This is a genomic window from Candidatus Poriferisodalis sp., from assembly GCF_965219595.1.
Taxonomy (GTDB): domain Bacteria; phylum Actinomycetota; class Acidimicrobiia; order Acidimicrobiales; family Poriferisodalaceae; genus Poriferisodalis.
On sequence record NZ_OZ244781.1, the window covers coordinates 315,100 to 330,689 of the forward strand.

At 68.3% G+C, this 15,590-nt stretch carries 16 protein-coding genes, 1 tRNA gene and 1 pseudogene; 5 read left to right on the plus strand and 13 right to left on the minus strand.

What is annotated here, in order from left to right:
- Positions 1-148: 148 nt before the first annotated feature.
- Entirely contained in the window at positions 149-376 is a 228-nt protein-coding gene (locus ACOQPE_RS01385; protein ID WP_420610151.1) for a hypothetical protein, read from the plus strand.
- A 9-nt stretch (positions 377-385) separates the two neighbouring features.
- Here ACOQPE_RS01385 and ACOQPE_RS01390 read toward each other — a convergent pair.
- The 6 genes from ACOQPE_RS01390 to ACOQPE_RS01415 all read right to left on the minus strand — a co-directional run bounded on the left by ACOQPE_RS01390 (position 386) and on the right by ACOQPE_RS01415 (position 5,131).
- Positions 386-458, minus strand: a tRNA-Ala gene (locus ACOQPE_RS01390).
- A gap of 37 nt (positions 459-495) precedes the next feature.
- Positions 496-999: a hypothetical protein gene (locus tag ACOQPE_RS01395; protein WP_420610152.1), complete on the minus strand. Its 504-nt coding sequence runs from the start codon at positions 997-999 to the stop codon at positions 496-498.
- Positions 1,000-1,031: 32 nt separating this feature from the next.
- The gene (gene moaC, locus ACOQPE_RS01400; protein WP_419916396.1) at positions 1,032-1,517 is read right to left on the minus strand and encodes a cyclic pyranopterin monophosphate synthase MoaC; all 486 of its coding nucleotides are present in this window, start codon (positions 1,515-1,517) and stop codon (positions 1,032-1,034) included.
- A gap of 38 nt (positions 1,518-1,555) precedes the next feature.
- A complete protein-coding gene (moaA, locus tag ACOQPE_RS01405) occupies positions 1,556-2,584 on the minus strand; it encodes a GTP 3',8-cyclase MoaA (RefSeq protein ID WP_420610153.1) in 1,029 nt (342 codons plus the stop codon).
- A 127-nt stretch (positions 2,585-2,711) separates the two neighbouring features.
- Positions 2,712-3,935 (minus strand): gephyrin-like molybdotransferase Glp, encoded by a 1,224-nt coding sequence (gene glp, locus ACOQPE_RS01410; protein WP_420610154.1) that lies wholly within the window; start codon positions 3,933-3,935, stop codon positions 2,712-2,714.
- A gap of 44 nt (positions 3,936-3,979) precedes the next feature.
- The gene (locus ACOQPE_RS01415) at positions 3,980-5,131 is read right to left on the minus strand and encodes a UTP--glucose-1-phosphate uridylyltransferase (protein ID WP_420610155.1); all 1,152 of its coding nucleotides are present in this window, start codon (positions 5,129-5,131) and stop codon (positions 3,980-3,982) included.
- Positions 5,132-5,278: 147 nt separating this feature from the next.
- Here ACOQPE_RS01415 and ACOQPE_RS01420 point away from each other — a divergent pair.
- A pseudogene (locus tag ACOQPE_RS01420) lies at positions 5,279-5,326 on the plus strand (FmdB family zinc ribbon protein); the annotation flags it as partial.
- On the opposite strand, the gene ACOQPE_RS01425 reads toward ACOQPE_RS01420, so the two are convergent.
- A complete protein-coding gene (locus tag ACOQPE_RS01425; RefSeq protein WP_420611417.1) occupies positions 5,314-5,460 on the minus strand; it encodes a hypothetical protein in 147 nt (48 codons plus the stop codon). The pseudogene ACOQPE_RS01420 and the gene ACOQPE_RS01425 sit on opposite strands and share 13 nt — an antisense overlap.
- Positions 5,461-5,472: 12 nt before the next feature.
- A complete protein-coding gene (locus ACOQPE_RS01430) occupies positions 5,473-5,625 on the minus strand; it encodes a hypothetical protein (protein WP_420611418.1) in 153 nt (50 codons plus the stop codon).
- Between the two features lie 98 nt (positions 5,626-5,723).
- On the opposite strand from ACOQPE_RS01430, the gene ACOQPE_RS01435 reads away from it, so the two are divergent.
- Complete coding sequence (locus tag ACOQPE_RS01435; RefSeq protein WP_420610156.1) at positions 5,724-6,341, plus strand: hypothetical protein; 618 nt, start codon at positions 5,724-5,726, stop codon at positions 6,339-6,341.
- Here ACOQPE_RS01435 and ACOQPE_RS01440 read toward each other — a convergent pair.
- The 4 genes from ACOQPE_RS01440 to ACOQPE_RS01455 all read right to left on the minus strand — a co-directional run bounded on the left by ACOQPE_RS01440 (position 6,325) and on the right by ACOQPE_RS01455 (position 10,936).
- Complete coding sequence (locus ACOQPE_RS01440) at positions 6,325-7,185, minus strand: undecaprenyl-diphosphate phosphatase (protein WP_420610157.1); 861 nt, start codon at positions 7,183-7,185, stop codon at positions 6,325-6,327. The two genes, ACOQPE_RS01435 and ACOQPE_RS01440, sit on opposite strands and share 17 nt — an antisense overlap.
- Before the next feature lie 121 nt (positions 7,186-7,306).
- Positions 7,307-8,032 carry a PHP-associated domain-containing protein gene (locus ACOQPE_RS01445; protein WP_420610158.1) on the minus strand — a complete coding sequence of 242 codons (726 nt, stop codon included), beginning with the start codon at positions 8,030-8,032 and terminating at the stop codon, positions 7,307-7,309.
- Between the two features lie 2 nt (positions 8,033-8,034).
- On the minus strand, positions 8,035-9,399 hold the full coding sequence (locus ACOQPE_RS01450; RefSeq protein ID WP_420610159.1) for a TldD/PmbA family protein: 1,365 nt from the start codon (positions 9,397-9,399) through the stop codon (positions 8,035-8,037).
- A gap of 91 nt (positions 9,400-9,490) precedes the next feature.
- Positions 9,491-10,936, minus strand: a complete 1,446-nt coding sequence (locus ACOQPE_RS01455) for a TldD/PmbA family protein (protein ID WP_420610160.1) — start codon at positions 10,934-10,936, stop codon at positions 9,491-9,493.
- A gap of 210 nt (positions 10,937-11,146) precedes the next feature.
- Between ACOQPE_RS01455 and ACOQPE_RS01460 the strand changes: the two genes are divergently transcribed.
- Together ACOQPE_RS01460 and ACOQPE_RS01465 are read left to right on the plus strand one after the other, a co-directional pair.
- The gene (locus ACOQPE_RS01460) at positions 11,147-12,166 is read left to right on the plus strand and encodes a lysylphosphatidylglycerol synthase transmembrane domain-containing protein (protein ID WP_420610161.1); all 1,020 of its coding nucleotides are present in this window, start codon (positions 11,147-11,149) and stop codon (positions 12,164-12,166) included.
- 17 nt (positions 12,167-12,183) lie between these two features.
- The gene (locus tag ACOQPE_RS01465; RefSeq protein WP_420610162.1) at positions 12,184-14,184 is read left to right on the plus strand and encodes a 1-deoxy-D-xylulose-5-phosphate synthase; all 2,001 of its coding nucleotides are present in this window, start codon (positions 12,184-12,186) and stop codon (positions 14,182-14,184) included.
- A 196-nt stretch (positions 14,185-14,380) separates the two neighbouring features.
- On the opposite strand, the gene ACOQPE_RS01470 is transcribed toward ACOQPE_RS01465, so the two are convergent.
- A complete protein-coding gene (locus ACOQPE_RS01470) occupies positions 14,381-15,583 on the minus strand; it encodes an acetyl-CoA acetyltransferase (RefSeq protein ID WP_420610163.1) in 1,203 nt (400 codons plus the stop codon).
- Between the last annotated feature and the right edge of the window lie 7 nt (positions 15,584-15,590).

The following is a 15,590-nucleotide window of genomic DNA, read 5'->3' on the forward strand; positions in this document are numbered from 1 at the left end:
CGGGTTGTACGGTCGGGGGTGATGCCGGGCGGACCTGCCCGTGGCGGCTCTGCGTCCATGTCGGCGTTTGGGCTCTAGCCAGGTCTATCGTCGTGACGTTTCGCCCCGAGTACGCATCGATTCTCGATGGTGCTGTAGAGGAGGCTCCATGGGCACCGAAGACCAACCGCAGCCTGCATCCGCTCCGCTTCGAGCGGACGCATCCTCCGAAAACAACGAAATCCAAGACCTGCTCCGTCATGTGCATGCCGAACTGTGGGAGCTTCGTCGTCGGCGCTCGCCAGCGGTGCCGCTCTGGTTCGCCGCCGCCGCGGTGTGGCTGCTGCTGCTGCTGCTTCAGGTGCTGGTTCCCGTGGTGTACATATTCGCGGACTAGGGACGTCTGTGGAGGTGAGGGGAATCGAACCCCTGGCCTCTTCGATGCGACCGAAGCGCTCTACCAACTGAGCTACACCCCCAAACGGGCGACTGCCGAATATACCTGCGGCGCTGTGCCTACTCGTTCGCCTGACGGCGAATCATCTTGACCGTCGAAGCAGAGTCAGCGTCTCGCAGCGGCAGGTAGTGGACCTCGGCCGTCGGCGCTGCCCGGTGTCGGCGCACGACGAGCGCGGCAAATCCGGCCGTCGCCGCAAGCAGCAGGACACTGGTGGCGAGTGCCCACAGCGATCCCGTGGTGGCGGCACCGGCAAGAGCCACCGCGGTGCACAGCGCCAGCAGCGTGCCGATGTCACGCCGACGGGTTGCGGCCTGGGCCGGCGTGGCCGGCATTGATGTGGACGGGCTGGTCCATCGTCGCTGCGGTGCGCCGAATCGTCTCTGCGCGTATTCGCGCGAGATCTGCGTCGCGGCGGGCGCGGATCGGCCGAGCGAATCGAGCTGCTGGCGGAACCGGTCGACCGACGACGCCCTCCGGCGGGGCCGGAACAGGCGTGCGACATCGGGCGCCAAGACGACCAGCCAAGCGACGGCCAGCAAGACCAAGACCAGTTGTGTCACGCATCACCTGCCTCGCTGGCGGGCCTGCCCGTCTAGGTTGCCACGTCGCGGCGGTAGGTGCCCGACTTGCCGCCCGTTTTCTCCCACAGGGCCAGATCGCCTATGACCATGGAACGATCGGCCGACTTGCACATGTCGTAGATCGTGAGCGCGGCGACCGAGCATGCCGTCATCGCCTCCATCTCCACGCCGGTTCGGTCCACCGTCTCAACTTGGGCCTCGATCTCGATCCACGTATCGGCGATCTCGAAGTTCACGTATACCGCGCCCACGAGCAGCGGGTGGCAGAGCGGGATGAGATCCGGCGTGCGCTTGGCGGCTTGGATGCCGGCCACCCGAGCGACCGCGATGACGTCCCCCTTTGCGATCGCTCCGCGGGCTACCAGCGACGCTGTCTCTGCTGCCATGTGCACACGGCAGCGAGCGATCGCCCGGCGATGGGATGCCTCCTTGGGCGTCACATCGACCATGCGTGCCCGGCCGAGCGGGTCCAAGTGGGTGAAGGGTGACTCGGTCATGTCCTAGCCGCCTCTGTGCTTGATGGATCGGCGGCTCCCTAGCCGCCGATCTGACTCATCGTCCGTTTGGGTTTGATGAAGTTGACCTGGCCGATCGAGTGACCGGCCCACTTTGTGCCGACTGCATCGCGGATGGCAGTGGCCAGCAGATCGTCGAGTTCGGCACCCGTTGCACCTCCACGCAGGATCGAGCGCATGTCGAATTCGTCGAGCGCGAACAGGCAAGTGCGGAACTGGCCCTCGGCGGTGAGCCGCACCCGGTCGCAGTTCCCGCAGAACGGCTTGGTGACGCTGGCGATGACGCCAACCTGGCCGCCGCCGTCGAGATAGCGGTAGCGCTCGGCGGGCTCGTTGGCACGCACGACGGGCTCCGTCGGAAACTCAGCCGAGATTGCCGCCAAGATCTCCTCGGCGGGCACGACCACACCTGCGTTCCACACATCTCCGGCTTCGAGCGGCATGAACTCGATGAAGCGCACCTCGATGCCCCGCTCGCGTCCGTAGCGGGCGAAGTCCCCCACTTCGTCGTCGTTGATCCCTCGCATCATGACCGTGTTGATTTTCACCGGCGCGAGCCCTGCGTCGATGGCGGCGTCGATGCCGTCGAGCACCCGGTCAAGCTCGTCGCGGCGGGTCAGCTCCAGGAACCGGTCGCGCTGGAGCGAATCGAGGCTGATATTGATGCGCGACAGGCCAGCAGAGGCCAGCGGCTTGGCGTGCAGGCGCAACGTGGCGCCATTGGTGGTCAATGCAACATCGACGCCCAGCCCGGCGAGGCGCTCGACCAAGCGCGGCAGGTGTGCACGCACCAGGGGCTCGCCGCCCGTCAGGCGGATGCTCTCGAAGCCGAAGCGGTCCACGCATACCTTGGCGAAGCGCTCGATTTCCTCGAAGCTCAGGATCTCCGATCGCGGCAGCCACGTCATGCCTTCGGCCGGCATGCAGTACTGGCAGCGGAAGTTGCACCGGTCGGTGACCGAGATGCGCAGATCGCCCACGATCCGGCCAAACGGATCGATGAGATCGGCTGCCCGCGCTGGAGCAACGACACCTGCTGCGCCATTCATTGGCCTGAGCGTACCCAGCGGCGCGCAGGCTGATCCTTTGGCTGCTCTGGGCGGTGTTCCCCGCTCTTGTTCCCCATTCTCATGCGATTGGGCTCACGGGCCGCTTGTGCCCCGGCGACGGGGCCGCTCAGTCGAGCAGCAGCACATCGACCGGCTCGCCGGCGCGCACGCCGCCGCCGTCGGGCACCACCGCCAGCGCATTGGCCTTCGCCATGGCCCACAGCATGTGCGAGCCCTGCCCGCCGGCGGAGCGCACTTCGACGCCGCCATCGCGCGGCGTGGCCAGCACCCGCATGAAGTGGGTCTTGCCGTCGGCGCGCCGCGGCAGGTCTTCCGCGGCGGTGGCCATGACCGTCGGCCGGACGGGATCAGGATGACCCATCATCGAGCGCAGACCCGGCCGGGCGAAGAGTTCGAATGACACCATCGACGAGACAGGATTTCCCGGCAGGCCGAAGACCGGCACATCGCCCACCGTGCCGAAGGCCAATGGCTTTGCCGGCTTGATGGCCACCTGCATCCAGCGCATGTCGCCGATGCGGCCGAGCACGGCCTTCACGTAGTCGAAGTCGCCCATGCTCACGCCGCCCGAGGTGACGATGGCGTCGCATGTCTGGACTCCTGTGGTGATCGCAGTCTCGATCTTGCCGGGATGGTCGGGCGACAGTCCCAGGTCGACCGGGACCACATCGGCCCGGTGCGCCAATGCCAGCAGGGTGCGACGATTCGAATCACGGATCTGACCGGGCCGCAGCGGGCTGCCGTCGTCGACGAGCTCGTCGCCTGTCGACAGCACGCCGACCCGCAGCCGCGGGAAGACCTCCACTTCGGTCATTCCGAGGCTGCACAGCACGCCGAGATGTCCCGCAGTGAGTTCCGTGCCGACGGCGAACACATGGGTTCCGGCATGCAGGTCGTCGCCGACGGGCCGCACATGGTTGCCCGGCGGAACGCTCACCTCCACGCGCACGATCTCGGCCGCGCCGTCGCCGCAAGCGGGCCCGTCGCTCACGATGCTGGTCCGTTCCACCATGACCACCGCGTCCGCGCCCGGGGGGATCGTTGCGCCCGTCATGATGCGGCTGGCCTCGCCTGGTCCCACCGTCACCTGCGGCGCGTGACCCGCAGCGATCGTCTCGACAACCCGCAGATCGCATGGGGCCTCGACCACGTCGGCAGACCTGACAGCGAATCCGTCCATAGCCGTGTTTGCGAACTGCGGGATGGCTTCAGACGAGATGATCTCGCTCGCCGTCACCAAGCCGAGTGCGTCGGCAACCGGCACCGTCACCGGCGTACGCGCGGGGCACCGGTCAAGCACGAATTCGCGCACGGTGTCGAGGGGCAACATCGGACGCAATGTACTGGGCACAGCGATCTCGAAGCGGGTGTACCTCAGTCGGCGATCTCGATGCCTCGTCCGGCGAGGATCCGAGCGATCTCGGGGCGACGCGCTTTGAGCTCCGCAGGATCCTTGACGGGCTGAAAGCGACCGTCGGGCCCATCGCGTTCGACGAGCAGCATCGCCGTGTCCGCAAAGGCAGACAGCTCGCCGATCAGCCGCTCGAACTGCACCACCTCAACCCCGTCGACCTGCTTGTGAACCTCGAACCAGGTCAACGGCCAGCCGGCAGCAAACACCTCGAGGTCAGCGACGAGGGAGTTCGTGTTCACTGCGCCAGACGCCAACGGGTCGACGCCGGGCGGCAGACGGAACGACTCCACGATCTGGAGCCGGCCGTCGACGCGCCACGGAGAGCCTCCCGAAGCATCGCCCTCGACGACTTCGCAGGTGAGCGGTCTCGCCCGGGCAAGGTGCGCGCCGATGACCGCTGGGTCCAGTGTTGCCGCAGCGTTGTCGACGTTGGTGACGAACAGGCAGCGCCCGCCGCCATCTGCGAACCGGTCCAAGTGGCCGCTCCGCTGCATGGCCCATGGTGCGTCGCCATGCCCCGGGGCGTGCAGCGAGACGGCACCGTCAGCGCCGCGAAACACGTCGCCGCTGGGTGTGAGGCGCATCGACACGCCCTGAGGGGCGATGTCGATGGGAACGTCGGGCGTCGCCGCCGCAGCCGCCCAGTTGCGCAGCACGCCGTCGGACTGGAAGCTGGTCATCAGCCACAAGGGAACGACGCAATCCAGCTCACCGGTGACGCGACGCAGGTCGGCCAGCTTGGCAGCCGCGAACGTCAGGCCCGGGAGTGCCTCAGCCAGCGCTTTCACTCCGCCCCCGAAGCGAGTAGCCATGCCTCCGGCCAGGAGCAGCACACCCACCTGCCCGCCGGCGATCGCGGCCCGACCGGCACGGGCGAGCTGCTCGCGCTCAGCGGAGCCCGGCGGGGGCAGCGGCACCAGGTCGTCCTGCTGCGCGCGCTCAATGCTGCCGCGCACCCAGTTGGCGTCGGTGCTGCCGGGTGCTGTCGGCTGTCGAGCGGTCAGCCGGCTGCGCAAGCCGTCGAACGTCTCGGGCTCGAAGCCGTAGGCCACGAGCGTCTCGGCAGCCGCGAGGTCGATGCCGTACCGGTCTGCCACGTCCGAGGCGAGCACGGTGCCAGAACCTAGAGGCTGGGTGGACTATCGACTGCGGTCGGGAATTCGAGGCCGCCGGCTGCGGCCCAGGGCTACACTGCTCGGCGGCTCGGGCACTGCGCGTGACCGCAGCCATTGGCCCCAAGGGACACCGGACGGGACTTCATGCCGACCTACGAGTATCGCTGTACCGATTGCGGTCAAACCTTCGAGCGGTACCAGAGCTTCTCCGACGATCCGATCACCGTGTGCCCGCTGCCGGCAGACGACACAGCAATCAACGGGTCGGCGCCGGAGTGCGGCGGTGAGGTCCGGAAGGTGTTCTCCAACGTCGGGATCAGCTTCAAGGGCAGCGGCTTCTACCGCAACGACAGCAGGTCCGAGGGCCGGAGCACGTCGAAGGCTTCCGGCAATGACTCGTCGGACTCATCGAGTTCAAGCACAACCAGCGATTCGACAAGCAAGAAATCGGCCTCTTCGGACAGCAGCTCGTCGAACGGCACGTCGAGCACCGCCGTGGGGGCCGCCTCGGCGTCAGGCTGACGCCTCCAGCAACGAGACAAGCCCGCAGCGGCCCAGCCGCTGCGATGGCTTCGCGACGGAGGCTCTCATGGCGTTCATCTCACAGCTCAGCGACCTCTGGCGGCGGCGCCCCAACGTGGTGCACTGGGCGGCGGTCGGTGTGGTCGCGCTCGTGGCGCTCCTGCTGGTCGCCGGGATGGGCGGCCGAGCGCGTTCCGCTGCAGCCGCCTGGGGAACTTCGGTGCGCGTGCTGGCCGCGCAGACCCCGCTGGCAGTGGGAAGCTCGCCGACCGAGCATGTCGATCTCGTCGACGTGCCGGTCCACCTCGTTCCCGCCGGGGCGCTCACCAGTGCGTTCGGCCTCGGCGAGCTGACCCGGGCAGTGCCACAGGGCGCGTTGCTGACCGAGCTCGACTTCCACCCCGCCTCAGGAGTGAGCCCGGGGCGCCGGGGCATCGGCATCAGCGTGGTGCCCCATGCACCCGACGTGAAGCCCGGCACCCCCGTCGAGCTGATGCTGTTCGCCGACCTCGATCCGTTCGATCCCGGCGCCGGCCATGCCGATGCCGATCGCGTGCCTGCCTTCGTGCTCGCCGCATCGCGGGATCGATGGCTTGTCGAGATCGAGCCGACGCACCTCGACTCGGTGGCCCGAGCCAGTGCCACAGGCGTCGTGGTGCCCGTAGTGCTCAGCGCAGGCCGCTGATCGCCACTAGGGCCACGGCGGCTGCAAGTGCCAGACGGTAGCCGGCGAACAGCGCGAAGGGGCTGCGCTGCGGGCGGCGGCCGGTTCGATCCAACAGCCACACCATGGCGGCAACGCCTGCCCACGACGACACCGCCGCGGCCAGGCCCCCCACGATGAACAGCTGCAGCTCTGCGGAACTGGGTGCGGCATCGCCGAGTGTGGCGAAGCGATACACGCCCGCACCCCCGATGAGCAGCAGGCTCATGAGAAACGCCAGGCGCGCCGCCGCAGCGCGGTCGAAGCCGAGCCACCGGCCTGCGGTGATGGTCACTCCCGAGCGGCTGACGCCTGGCAGCAGCGCTGCTGCCTGCACGAGTCCCATGCCGAGGGCGTCGCGCACCCGGTAGGAGTGCTGCAACCGCTGCGCACCCCGGCGGTGCGCCGCCACGTCGGACCACCACAACAGCCAGCCAAAGCCGGCCAGCAATGCCGCGATCAGCAGCGGCTGCTCGGCGAGATCGAGCAGGCGATCTTCGAGGGCAACGCCCACCACGGCCGCAGGAAGCGCCGACAGCGCCAGGCTCACGGCGATCAGGGTGTCGCGCTCGGCATGGCCGCGAATGCCGCGCCAAAGCGCTGCGGCATAGCGGGCGATGTCGGCACGCAGGTACAGCACCGCCCCGGCGAGCGTGCCCACGTGCAAGGCGACGTCGAAGGCGTTCTCCAGCTCGTTGTCACCATTGAAGAGATCCCAGCCGGCCAGCCAGGGCACCACTTCGAGATGGGCGCTCGACGAAACGGGGAAGAACTCGGTCAGTCCCTGCAGCAGGCCAAGCAGGATCGCGACGGCAGGGTCCGGCACTGCAGGCCTAGGACGTGCCCCGACTGAGGAACCATCGCATCACGTCACCTCTTGCTTCCCGCTCTTGTTCGCTTCGCTCACGGGCCGCTCGGGCCACGGCTTCGCCATACGGCTCAGCCTCTCAGTCGTCGCTCCCCACCGAAGGAACGATGCGCGGCCTCCAGCGACGGGGTGGGTCGTAGTGATGGCCGACGGCCCAGCCCTGGCGCATCGATGCCAGGAAGCCGGCGGGATCGTCGTCGCCGAAGTCGGGCATCTCGAGGTACGCGCCCCCGAGCGCCTCGGCGACGTGAGCATCGCTGCCCGCACCCGGCGCCAGCCCGTGCTCACTGGCATAGCGAGATGCCCGCGAGTTGAGGCTCGACAGGCTCGTCTTGGAGTTGATCACCTCGATGCCGTCCACCAGGCCCTCGCCGACCAGCTCGTCGAGCACGTCGTGACGCAGGTTGTTGCGGAGCGGGTCGAACGGGTGCGGGATGTAGACGAGCCCGCCCTGCGACTTCACCGCTCGTGCGGCCGCGGTCGGCGCCAAGCCCTGCGGCACGCGTTCGGTCAGGAACAACCCGATGATCTCTCCCGCGTGGGTCTTCATCTCCTCGCCGACCACGACGCGCGCATCCAGCTCGCCCTGCAACTGCTGGGCGCCTCGCACGGCGTTGTGGTCGGTGATGCAAACCACGTCGATGCCGCTCTCGGACAGGCACTGCGCGAACTCTTCAGGCGTCGTCGTCGAGTCGCCCGACCACATGGTGTGGGTGTGGAAGTCGACGCGCACCCAGCCCGCCGGGCAGCTGTCCGCGAGATGAGGGTGCCGTTCGACGGCTGCTGGTGCGGGCGGGCGAGGCATCGTCACACCCCCGACAGTGCAACATCGGCGATGACCAGCGGCGGCATCGACATTCCCCCGGCAAGCGGCTCGGCGGTCGCGCCGATGCCGCAGATCCCGAGCAGCATCCGCTGCAGGGTGGAAGCGATGGTCGCCTCACGAAACGGTCCAGCGAGCTGACCGCCTGCGATCCGGTGCCCCCAGGCACCCACCGAGAAATCGCCGCTGGTGGGGTTGACGCCGCTGTGCAAGCCGCTGACGCCTCGCACCAGCACGCCGTCGCCGACCGATGCGTACAGCTCGTCGGCGGCGACATTGCCGGTGGCGACGACGGGTGCGTGAGTGCCGACGCCAGGAACTGATCGCGTGCCGCGAACTGCAGACCCCGTTGACACCGTGTCTGATCGGCGCGCGGTGTAGGCGTTGTGCAGGAATCCGCTCAGCACGCCGGCTGAGATCAGCTCATTGCGGCGTGCTGCAAGCCCTTCACCGTCGAAGTTCGCGGCCCCGAGCGTCGTCGGGTCGGTGGGGTCGTCGACGAGGTGGAGCCGCTCGTCGGCAATCTGCTCACCCACACGATCAGCGAACGGCGAGCGGCCCTTGAGCACGCTGTCGGCCGCAAGCACGCTCGCGACTACTCCGATGAACGCTGCCGCGACCGGCGGGGCCAGCACGACGATGACGCGTTCGCTCGGCGGCTTGGTGGCGCCGAGCTGGCCGGTGGCCTGCGATGTCGATTCCGTGACGACCCGGTCGATGTCGAGTTCGTCAGGCCGCCATGCAGCGTCGCCGGCGTAGCCGATCTGCGTCTCGTCACCGTCGGTGGCCAGCGATTGAGCGCCGACCGAGCAGCTCCCGTGCTCGGACTGCACGCAGATGCCGGTGCTCGACGCCAGCGCCGACTGCGACCACCCGTCGCTCCAGGCTGCAACGCGCACGCCCGAGATACGGGGGTCCGCGGACAGGCAACGGCGTTCGAGGTCGATGGCCGCCGCGATCTTGTCGGCGTCGGGCACGCTGAGCACGGCCGGGTCGCTGAGGTCCAAGCCGGGAGGGGCCACGTCGTCGGGCTCAGCAAGTGCCTGATGAGGATCGGGCTCGCCGAACTTCACGTTGCTCCGGGCGGCTGCGAGCGTGTCAGCAACGACGTCAGCGTCGAGCGAGCCGGCTGATGCGAAGCCCTGACGGCCGTGGCTGATGACACGCACGCCGATGGCTGCGCTGTGGCCCGAACGCAACGATTCGACATCGCCGTTGTAGGCGCGCACCGTGGTGGAGCGTCCTGTCGACACGCAGACCTCGATCTGCTCGCTGCCCTGGGCGTGCTCGCACACCTGCCGCGCGAGCTGGGCCAACTCCTCAGTGTCGTACTGGCGCCGCTCACTCACGCGCGATCACATCTTGTCGGTGCGCTGTAGGGCGGGATTGCCTCGGTCGGGTTCATCGGAGCGGCGTCAATTGAGTGCTTCATGGTGCCGCCTAGCTGGCAGTACCGCCCACGGTGAGCGCACGTACGCGCAGTGTGGGCTGGCCGTCGCCGACAGGCACGCCTTGGCCGTCCTTGCCGCAGGTACCGGGACTCCCCATGGCGAAATCGTTCCCGAGGGCGTCGATGTCGAGCAGTACTTGGGGGCCGTTGCCAATCAGGTTGCCCTCGCGGAGCGGTTCGGTGATCACGCCGTCCTCAATGAGGTACGACTCGGTCATGCCGAATACGAAGTCGCCGGTGGCGGTGTTGACCTGACCGCCGCCGAGATGGGCCACATACACGCCCCACGGCGTGTCAGCGATGATGTCGGCCGGGTCGACGTCACCATTGGTGACGAACGTGTTGGTCATGCGGACCATCGGCAGGTGCGTGTAGCTCTGACGCCGACCATTGCCTGACGGCACCCGGCCTTCATCGCGGCTGCGCAGCCAATCCCACATGTAGTCGGTGAGAACACCGTCGCTGATCAGCTCATTGCGCTGGGTGGGGTGGCCTTCGTCGTCGATGGCCAGTGCACCCCACTCGGGTCCCATCGTGCCGTCATCCACCAGCGTCACGCCGCTGGCCGCCACCTGCGAGCCCACCCGTCCGGCGAACACCGATGCTCCCTTGCGCACCAGATCGGCTTCGAGCCCATGCCCGCATGCCTCATGAAACAGGACCCCGCCCCCGCCACGGGCGATCACCACGGGCACCTCGCCGCTCGGCGCGGGACGGGCCGCGAGCTTGGTGACAGCGCGCTGAGCGGCACGCTCGGCAAGCTCAGCAGGGTCGTGGTCGTCGAACAGTTCCCAGCCCACCGTGTAGCCCACGGTCTCGCGCCCGGTTTGCAAGCCGCCGTCGCCGCTCGCGACGCATCCCACCGAGAACAGCGTCCGCACCTGATCATCGGCCGCGCAGACGCCATGGGTGTTGGCCACCAGGATCCGGCGGCGGCTCTCGCCGTAGCGGGCCGTGACCTGGGTGATGGCCTCGTGAGTGGAGCGGGCGGCATCGTCTGCGGCACGCAGCAGCGCCACCTTGCGCTCGGCGCCGATGGAAGCCGGCAACACGGCAACCCGTGGCTCAGCGAGAGCGACCCGGCCGAGCGGCGTCATGTCGACCGTGCCGCCGTGCGACTGACGTGTCGCCACCGCGGCAGCCGTACGAGCGGCATCTGCCAGCCCTTGGGCGCTCAGGTCTGAGGTGTGCGCGTAGCCCGTGACCTCACCGGCAGTGACCCGGATGCCCACACCGCGGTCGCGGCCCGAGTTCATCTCCTCAACCCGGCCCTCGTCAAAGACCACGCTGGCCGATTCGCGGTCTTCGGCGAACAGCTCTGCCCACTCGCCGCCGGCGTCGAGCGCCGCACGCAAGGTCGCATCGACGACATCGAGATCGACGAGCGGCTCCGCTGCAGTCGCTGCGGCGGCCATCGTGTCGGAAGTGCCTGTCATGAAGCCGCCAAGAGTCTCAGATTTCGGCGCGGACACGAGATGAGGCCGCGGCACGGCTGTATGTGGTCCGCGCCGTCGCCACACTATTGTGCGAAGCCACGTGAAACGCTTCGGAATCGATGTGCGTCGCCGTGCCCCCGGGGGCGACGCGCTGGGCGAGCGCTGCGGAGTGCGGCCTCGGCGTGACTCCCGCTCGGCGGGCTGACGGCAATGCGCGGCGCCACAGCACCAGTCCCGCCATCGCAGCGGCGGGTGCGCATCCCGCACGGCCTCGTCACGGCGCTGCGCGTCGGCGCGAGCGCAGGTCTCTTGGCCCTGCTCATCATCATCAGCCGCGATGAACTGTCGGCACTCGACGTCGGATCCAAGAGCGCTGCAGCTGCTTGGCTGACTGGTGCCGCCCTCGTCATCGCGGCAGCGTTCGTCATGGCCGCAGTGCGCTGGTGGCAGGTAGCCGACACGCTCGACGTCCGGGTGTCGGGGCGCTCGACACTGTCCATCTATCTCGCCGCGCTGTTCGTCGGCAACTTCCTGCCCACCACCATCGGCGGCGATGTGCTGCGCGTCAACCGGCTGGCTCGCATCTGCGGCAGCCAGGCCAACGCTTTCGCCACGGTCATCATCGAACGCCTAACGGGCTGGGTCGTATTGCCGCTGCTGACGTTGGCGGCGCTGATGTCGCAGCCGAGCCTGCTGCGACATTCCGGAGGCCAGATCACTGGCGGGCTCGCGCTGGGGACGCTGGTCGTGCTCGCGTTGATCGTCTGGGTGGCAGAACATCCCCGCGGACTCGGCCGACTTGCGGGCGGTACCCGCATCCGGGAAGCGCTCGGCGCAGTGCACACAGGCCTGAGCGTGTTCCGGCGACATCCGGGGGCCGCGGGCCGACTGCTCACGGTTGGACTGGCGTATCAATTCCTGCTCGTGGTGGCGACGGCTTTGGCGGGGGCCGCGATCGGCGTGAATCCAGGTCTTCGAGCCTGGCTGGCCTTCGCGCCGATGGTGTTGATCGTTCAGAATCTGAGTGCCATCGGCGGTCTCGGAGTGCGTGAGGGGGCGCTCGTGCTGTTCCTCGATGCTCATGGTGTCAACGAGGGCGAGGCCGTGCTGCTGGGCCTCCTGGTGTATGCGCTGACGCTGCTGGTGAGCCTGACCGGAGCCCCAGCGCTGGCGCTCGGCGGGCGTCGCAGGGGTGGCAAGGTGCCTGCGGAAGTGCCGCTCGGGCGCTGAGTACCCTTGGGCGACGAATGCACCTCGCCAAGCTCACCAGTCCGGCTGACCTGCGAGCGCTCAGCCCGTCCCAGCTCGATGAGCTCTGTGCGGAGATCAGGGACTTCGTGGTGCAGGCTGTCTCGCAGACCGGCGGGCATCTCGGTTCGAACCTCGGCGCGGTGGAGCTCAGCGTGGCGCTGCACCGGGTGTTCGAATCGCCCCGCGACGTCATCATCTGGGACACCGGCCATCAGGCCTACGTGCACAAGCTCATCACCGGTCGGCGGGACGGCTTCGAGAAGCTGCGCCAGCGACACGGTCTGTCGGGGTACCCGAGCACCTCCGAGTCACCCCATGACGTCGTCGAGAACAGCCACGCTTCCACCTCGCTGAGCTGGGCGTCGGGGCTCGCCACCGGGTTCCAGCTCACCGGTCACGAGCACCGACGTGTCGTCGCGGTTATCGGCGACGGCTCCATGACCGGCGGGATGGCCTTCGAAGCACTGAACAACCTGGGGCACTACGCCCAGCGCGCATTGATCGTGCTGAACGACAACGGCCGCTCCTACGCCCCCACTGTCAGCCGGCTGTCCACGGTGATGTCGCGACTGCGACAGTCGCCCCACTACGTGCAGGGCCGCCGAGCGGTCGACCACTTGCTTGAGCGCGTGCCGCTGGGCGACGGCGTGCGCCGGAGCCTCGACAGCGCCGCGGCTGCGATGCGCGAAATGTGGGAGCCGCCGGCCTTCTTCGAGACGCTCGGCGTGCGCTATGTCGGCCCGGTTGACGGGCACGACATTTCGGCCATGGAATCAGCCTTCCGCGACGCCGCCGCCTACGCAGACGGGCCCATCGTCGTCCATGTCGTTACACAGAAGGGGCGCGGCTACGCCCCCGCCGAGCACGACACCGAGAAGCACCTGCACGACATCGGCCTGTTCGACCCCGCCACCGGCAGCGCCCCGGCGCCCGGCACAGACAAGCTGCCTCCGGCGCCGACGGTGCCCGATGAAGCGGTTCGCCGAGCCGAGCCGACTGCGCCGGCCGTGCCGACCGAACCGGCTCGCCAAGCCGAGCCGGTCTTGCGCGACTACACGGCCGTGTTCACCGAAACGCTCGTGGCAGCAGCACGACGCGACCGCAGCATCGTCGCGATTACTGCCGCCATGCCCGGCTCCACCGGGTTGCTGCCCTTCCAGCGGGAGTTCCCTGATCGTTTCTATGACGTGGGCATCGCCGAGCAGCATGCACTCACATCGGCCGCCGGCATGGCACGCGCCGATCTCCGACCGGTCGTGGCGGTGTACTCGACGTTCCTGGCGCGGGCCTTCGATCAGGCGCTCTACGACATCGGCCTGCACCGGCTGCCGGTCATCCTCTGCGTGGACCGCGCCGGCGTCACCGGCCCCGACGGCGCGTCCCACCACGGCCTCTACGACATTGCCATGTTCACGCGCATCCCCGGCATGACGGTGTTCGCCCCATCGGGGCCCGATGAGCTTCCGGCAGCGTTCGCCCAAGCCCTTGAGATCACTGACGGTCCCGTAGCAATCCGATGGCCCCGCGGCAAAGGCCCGGTGAGCGGGACGGTCCAGCAACCAGATGTCGTGACGAGCGGCATGCGCGCAGAGGCCCGCCAACACCGGTCAGGCCCCGACGCCTGCATCCTGGCCGCCGGCCAGACATTCAGCGCAGCCATCGAAGCCGCCGAATTGCTCAGCGCCGATGGCGTAGAAGTCTCACTGTGGGACCCGAGAGTCCTGAAACCGCTCGACCGCGCCATGCTGCTCGACGCTGCGGCGCACCCACTCGTGGTGACCGTGGAGGACGGTGTGCGCGTGGGCGGCTTCGGCAGCCTCGTCAACGATGCGCTCCAGCAACTCGACTCCCCATCAGTGCCACGCGTTGTCCAGCTCGGAACCCCCGACGCCTACCTCCCCCACGGCACAGCCGCCGAGCTGCACGCCGAACTCGGCCTAGACGCCAAGGGCATCGCGGCCGCAGTCACCAAGACTCTCGCTCGCATCACCGCCTAACGACCGAGAACGCGAGGGGTGTGAGGGGGTGGGGGTGCCCACGCGCAGTTCGCAGCGCCACAGCCCGTCCACCGTGCAACGGGCGGCGCTGCGCTTGTCTGAGCATGGGTGCGCCCGCCCCTCGCACCCCGGGCACACGCGAAACGGCCCGGAGCAGATGCCCCGGGCCGCTACGCGTTGAATTGTGCAGCGAGGGTTAGCCCAGCTCGGAACCGACGACCGAGACGAAGCTCACCGCTGCCCCGGGCTGCCCGCCGAGGTTGTGCGTGAGCCCCAGCGTCTTGCCCTGCTCGGTGACTGAGGGGATCTGCCGCTCAGGCGGGGCCTGACCGCGCAGCTGCAGCCAGCACTCGAAGAGCATCCGCAGGCCGGATGCACCAATCGGGTGGCCGAAGCTCTTCAGACCGCCATCGGGATTGACCGGGAGGTCGCCGTCGAGGTCGAACGTGCCGGCCATGGCTTCCTTCCAGCCCAGGCCACGCTCGGCGAACCCGAGGTCCTCCATCAGGACCAACTCGGTGGGCGTGAAGCAGTCGTGCACCTCGGCCATCGCGATCTGCGAACGCGGGTCGGTGATGCCGGCCTGCTTGTAGGCCTCGGTGGCCGACGCTACGACCTCACGGAAGGTGGTGTAGTCGTAGGTGCTGTCGAGCGCGCCGGTCGCAGGACCGGACGCAAAGCTGAGGGCCTTGATGTACAGCGGGTTGTCGCAGTACTTGTGGGCGTCCTCGGCCCGCACCAGGACTGCAGCAGCCGAGCCGTCGCTGACACCCGAGCAGTCGAAGATGCCCAGCGGACCAGCGATCAGCGGCGAGCCGGCGATGGTCTCCTTGGCGACTTCCTTGCGGAACTGCGCCCGAGGATTCAGCGCACCGTTGCGGTGGTTCTTCCAGGCGATCCGGGTGAGGACTTCCTTCATGGTGTCCTCGTCGAGCCCGTACTTGTGGGCGTAGGCCGGTGCCAGCAAGCTGAACGTGGCCGGTGCGGTGATCGTGGAATCGGTGCCGTCGCTGGGCGGGCGAGCGCCCGTCAGACCCGAGTAGCCGGAGTCCTTCAGCTTCTCCACGCCGATCGCCATCACCATGTCGTAGGCGCCCGAAGCGACTGCATAGGCAGCGTTGCGGAATGCCTCAGAACCGGTGGCGCACATGTTCTCGAGCCGGGTTACCGGCTTGTAGTCGAGCTGCAGGGGCTTCGACAGCGTCAGGCCGGAGACTCCCGAGCCCATCGTGCCGAGCCAGAAGGCGTCGATGTCGTCTTGGGTGACGCCGGCGGATGCGTACGCATCGTGTGCTGCGTCGGTGAGCATGTCATCGACGCTGCGGTCCCAGTGCTCGCCGAACTGGGTGCAACCCATTCCGACGATCGCGACCTTGTCGCGAATGCCATGTGAACTCATGTGTGCC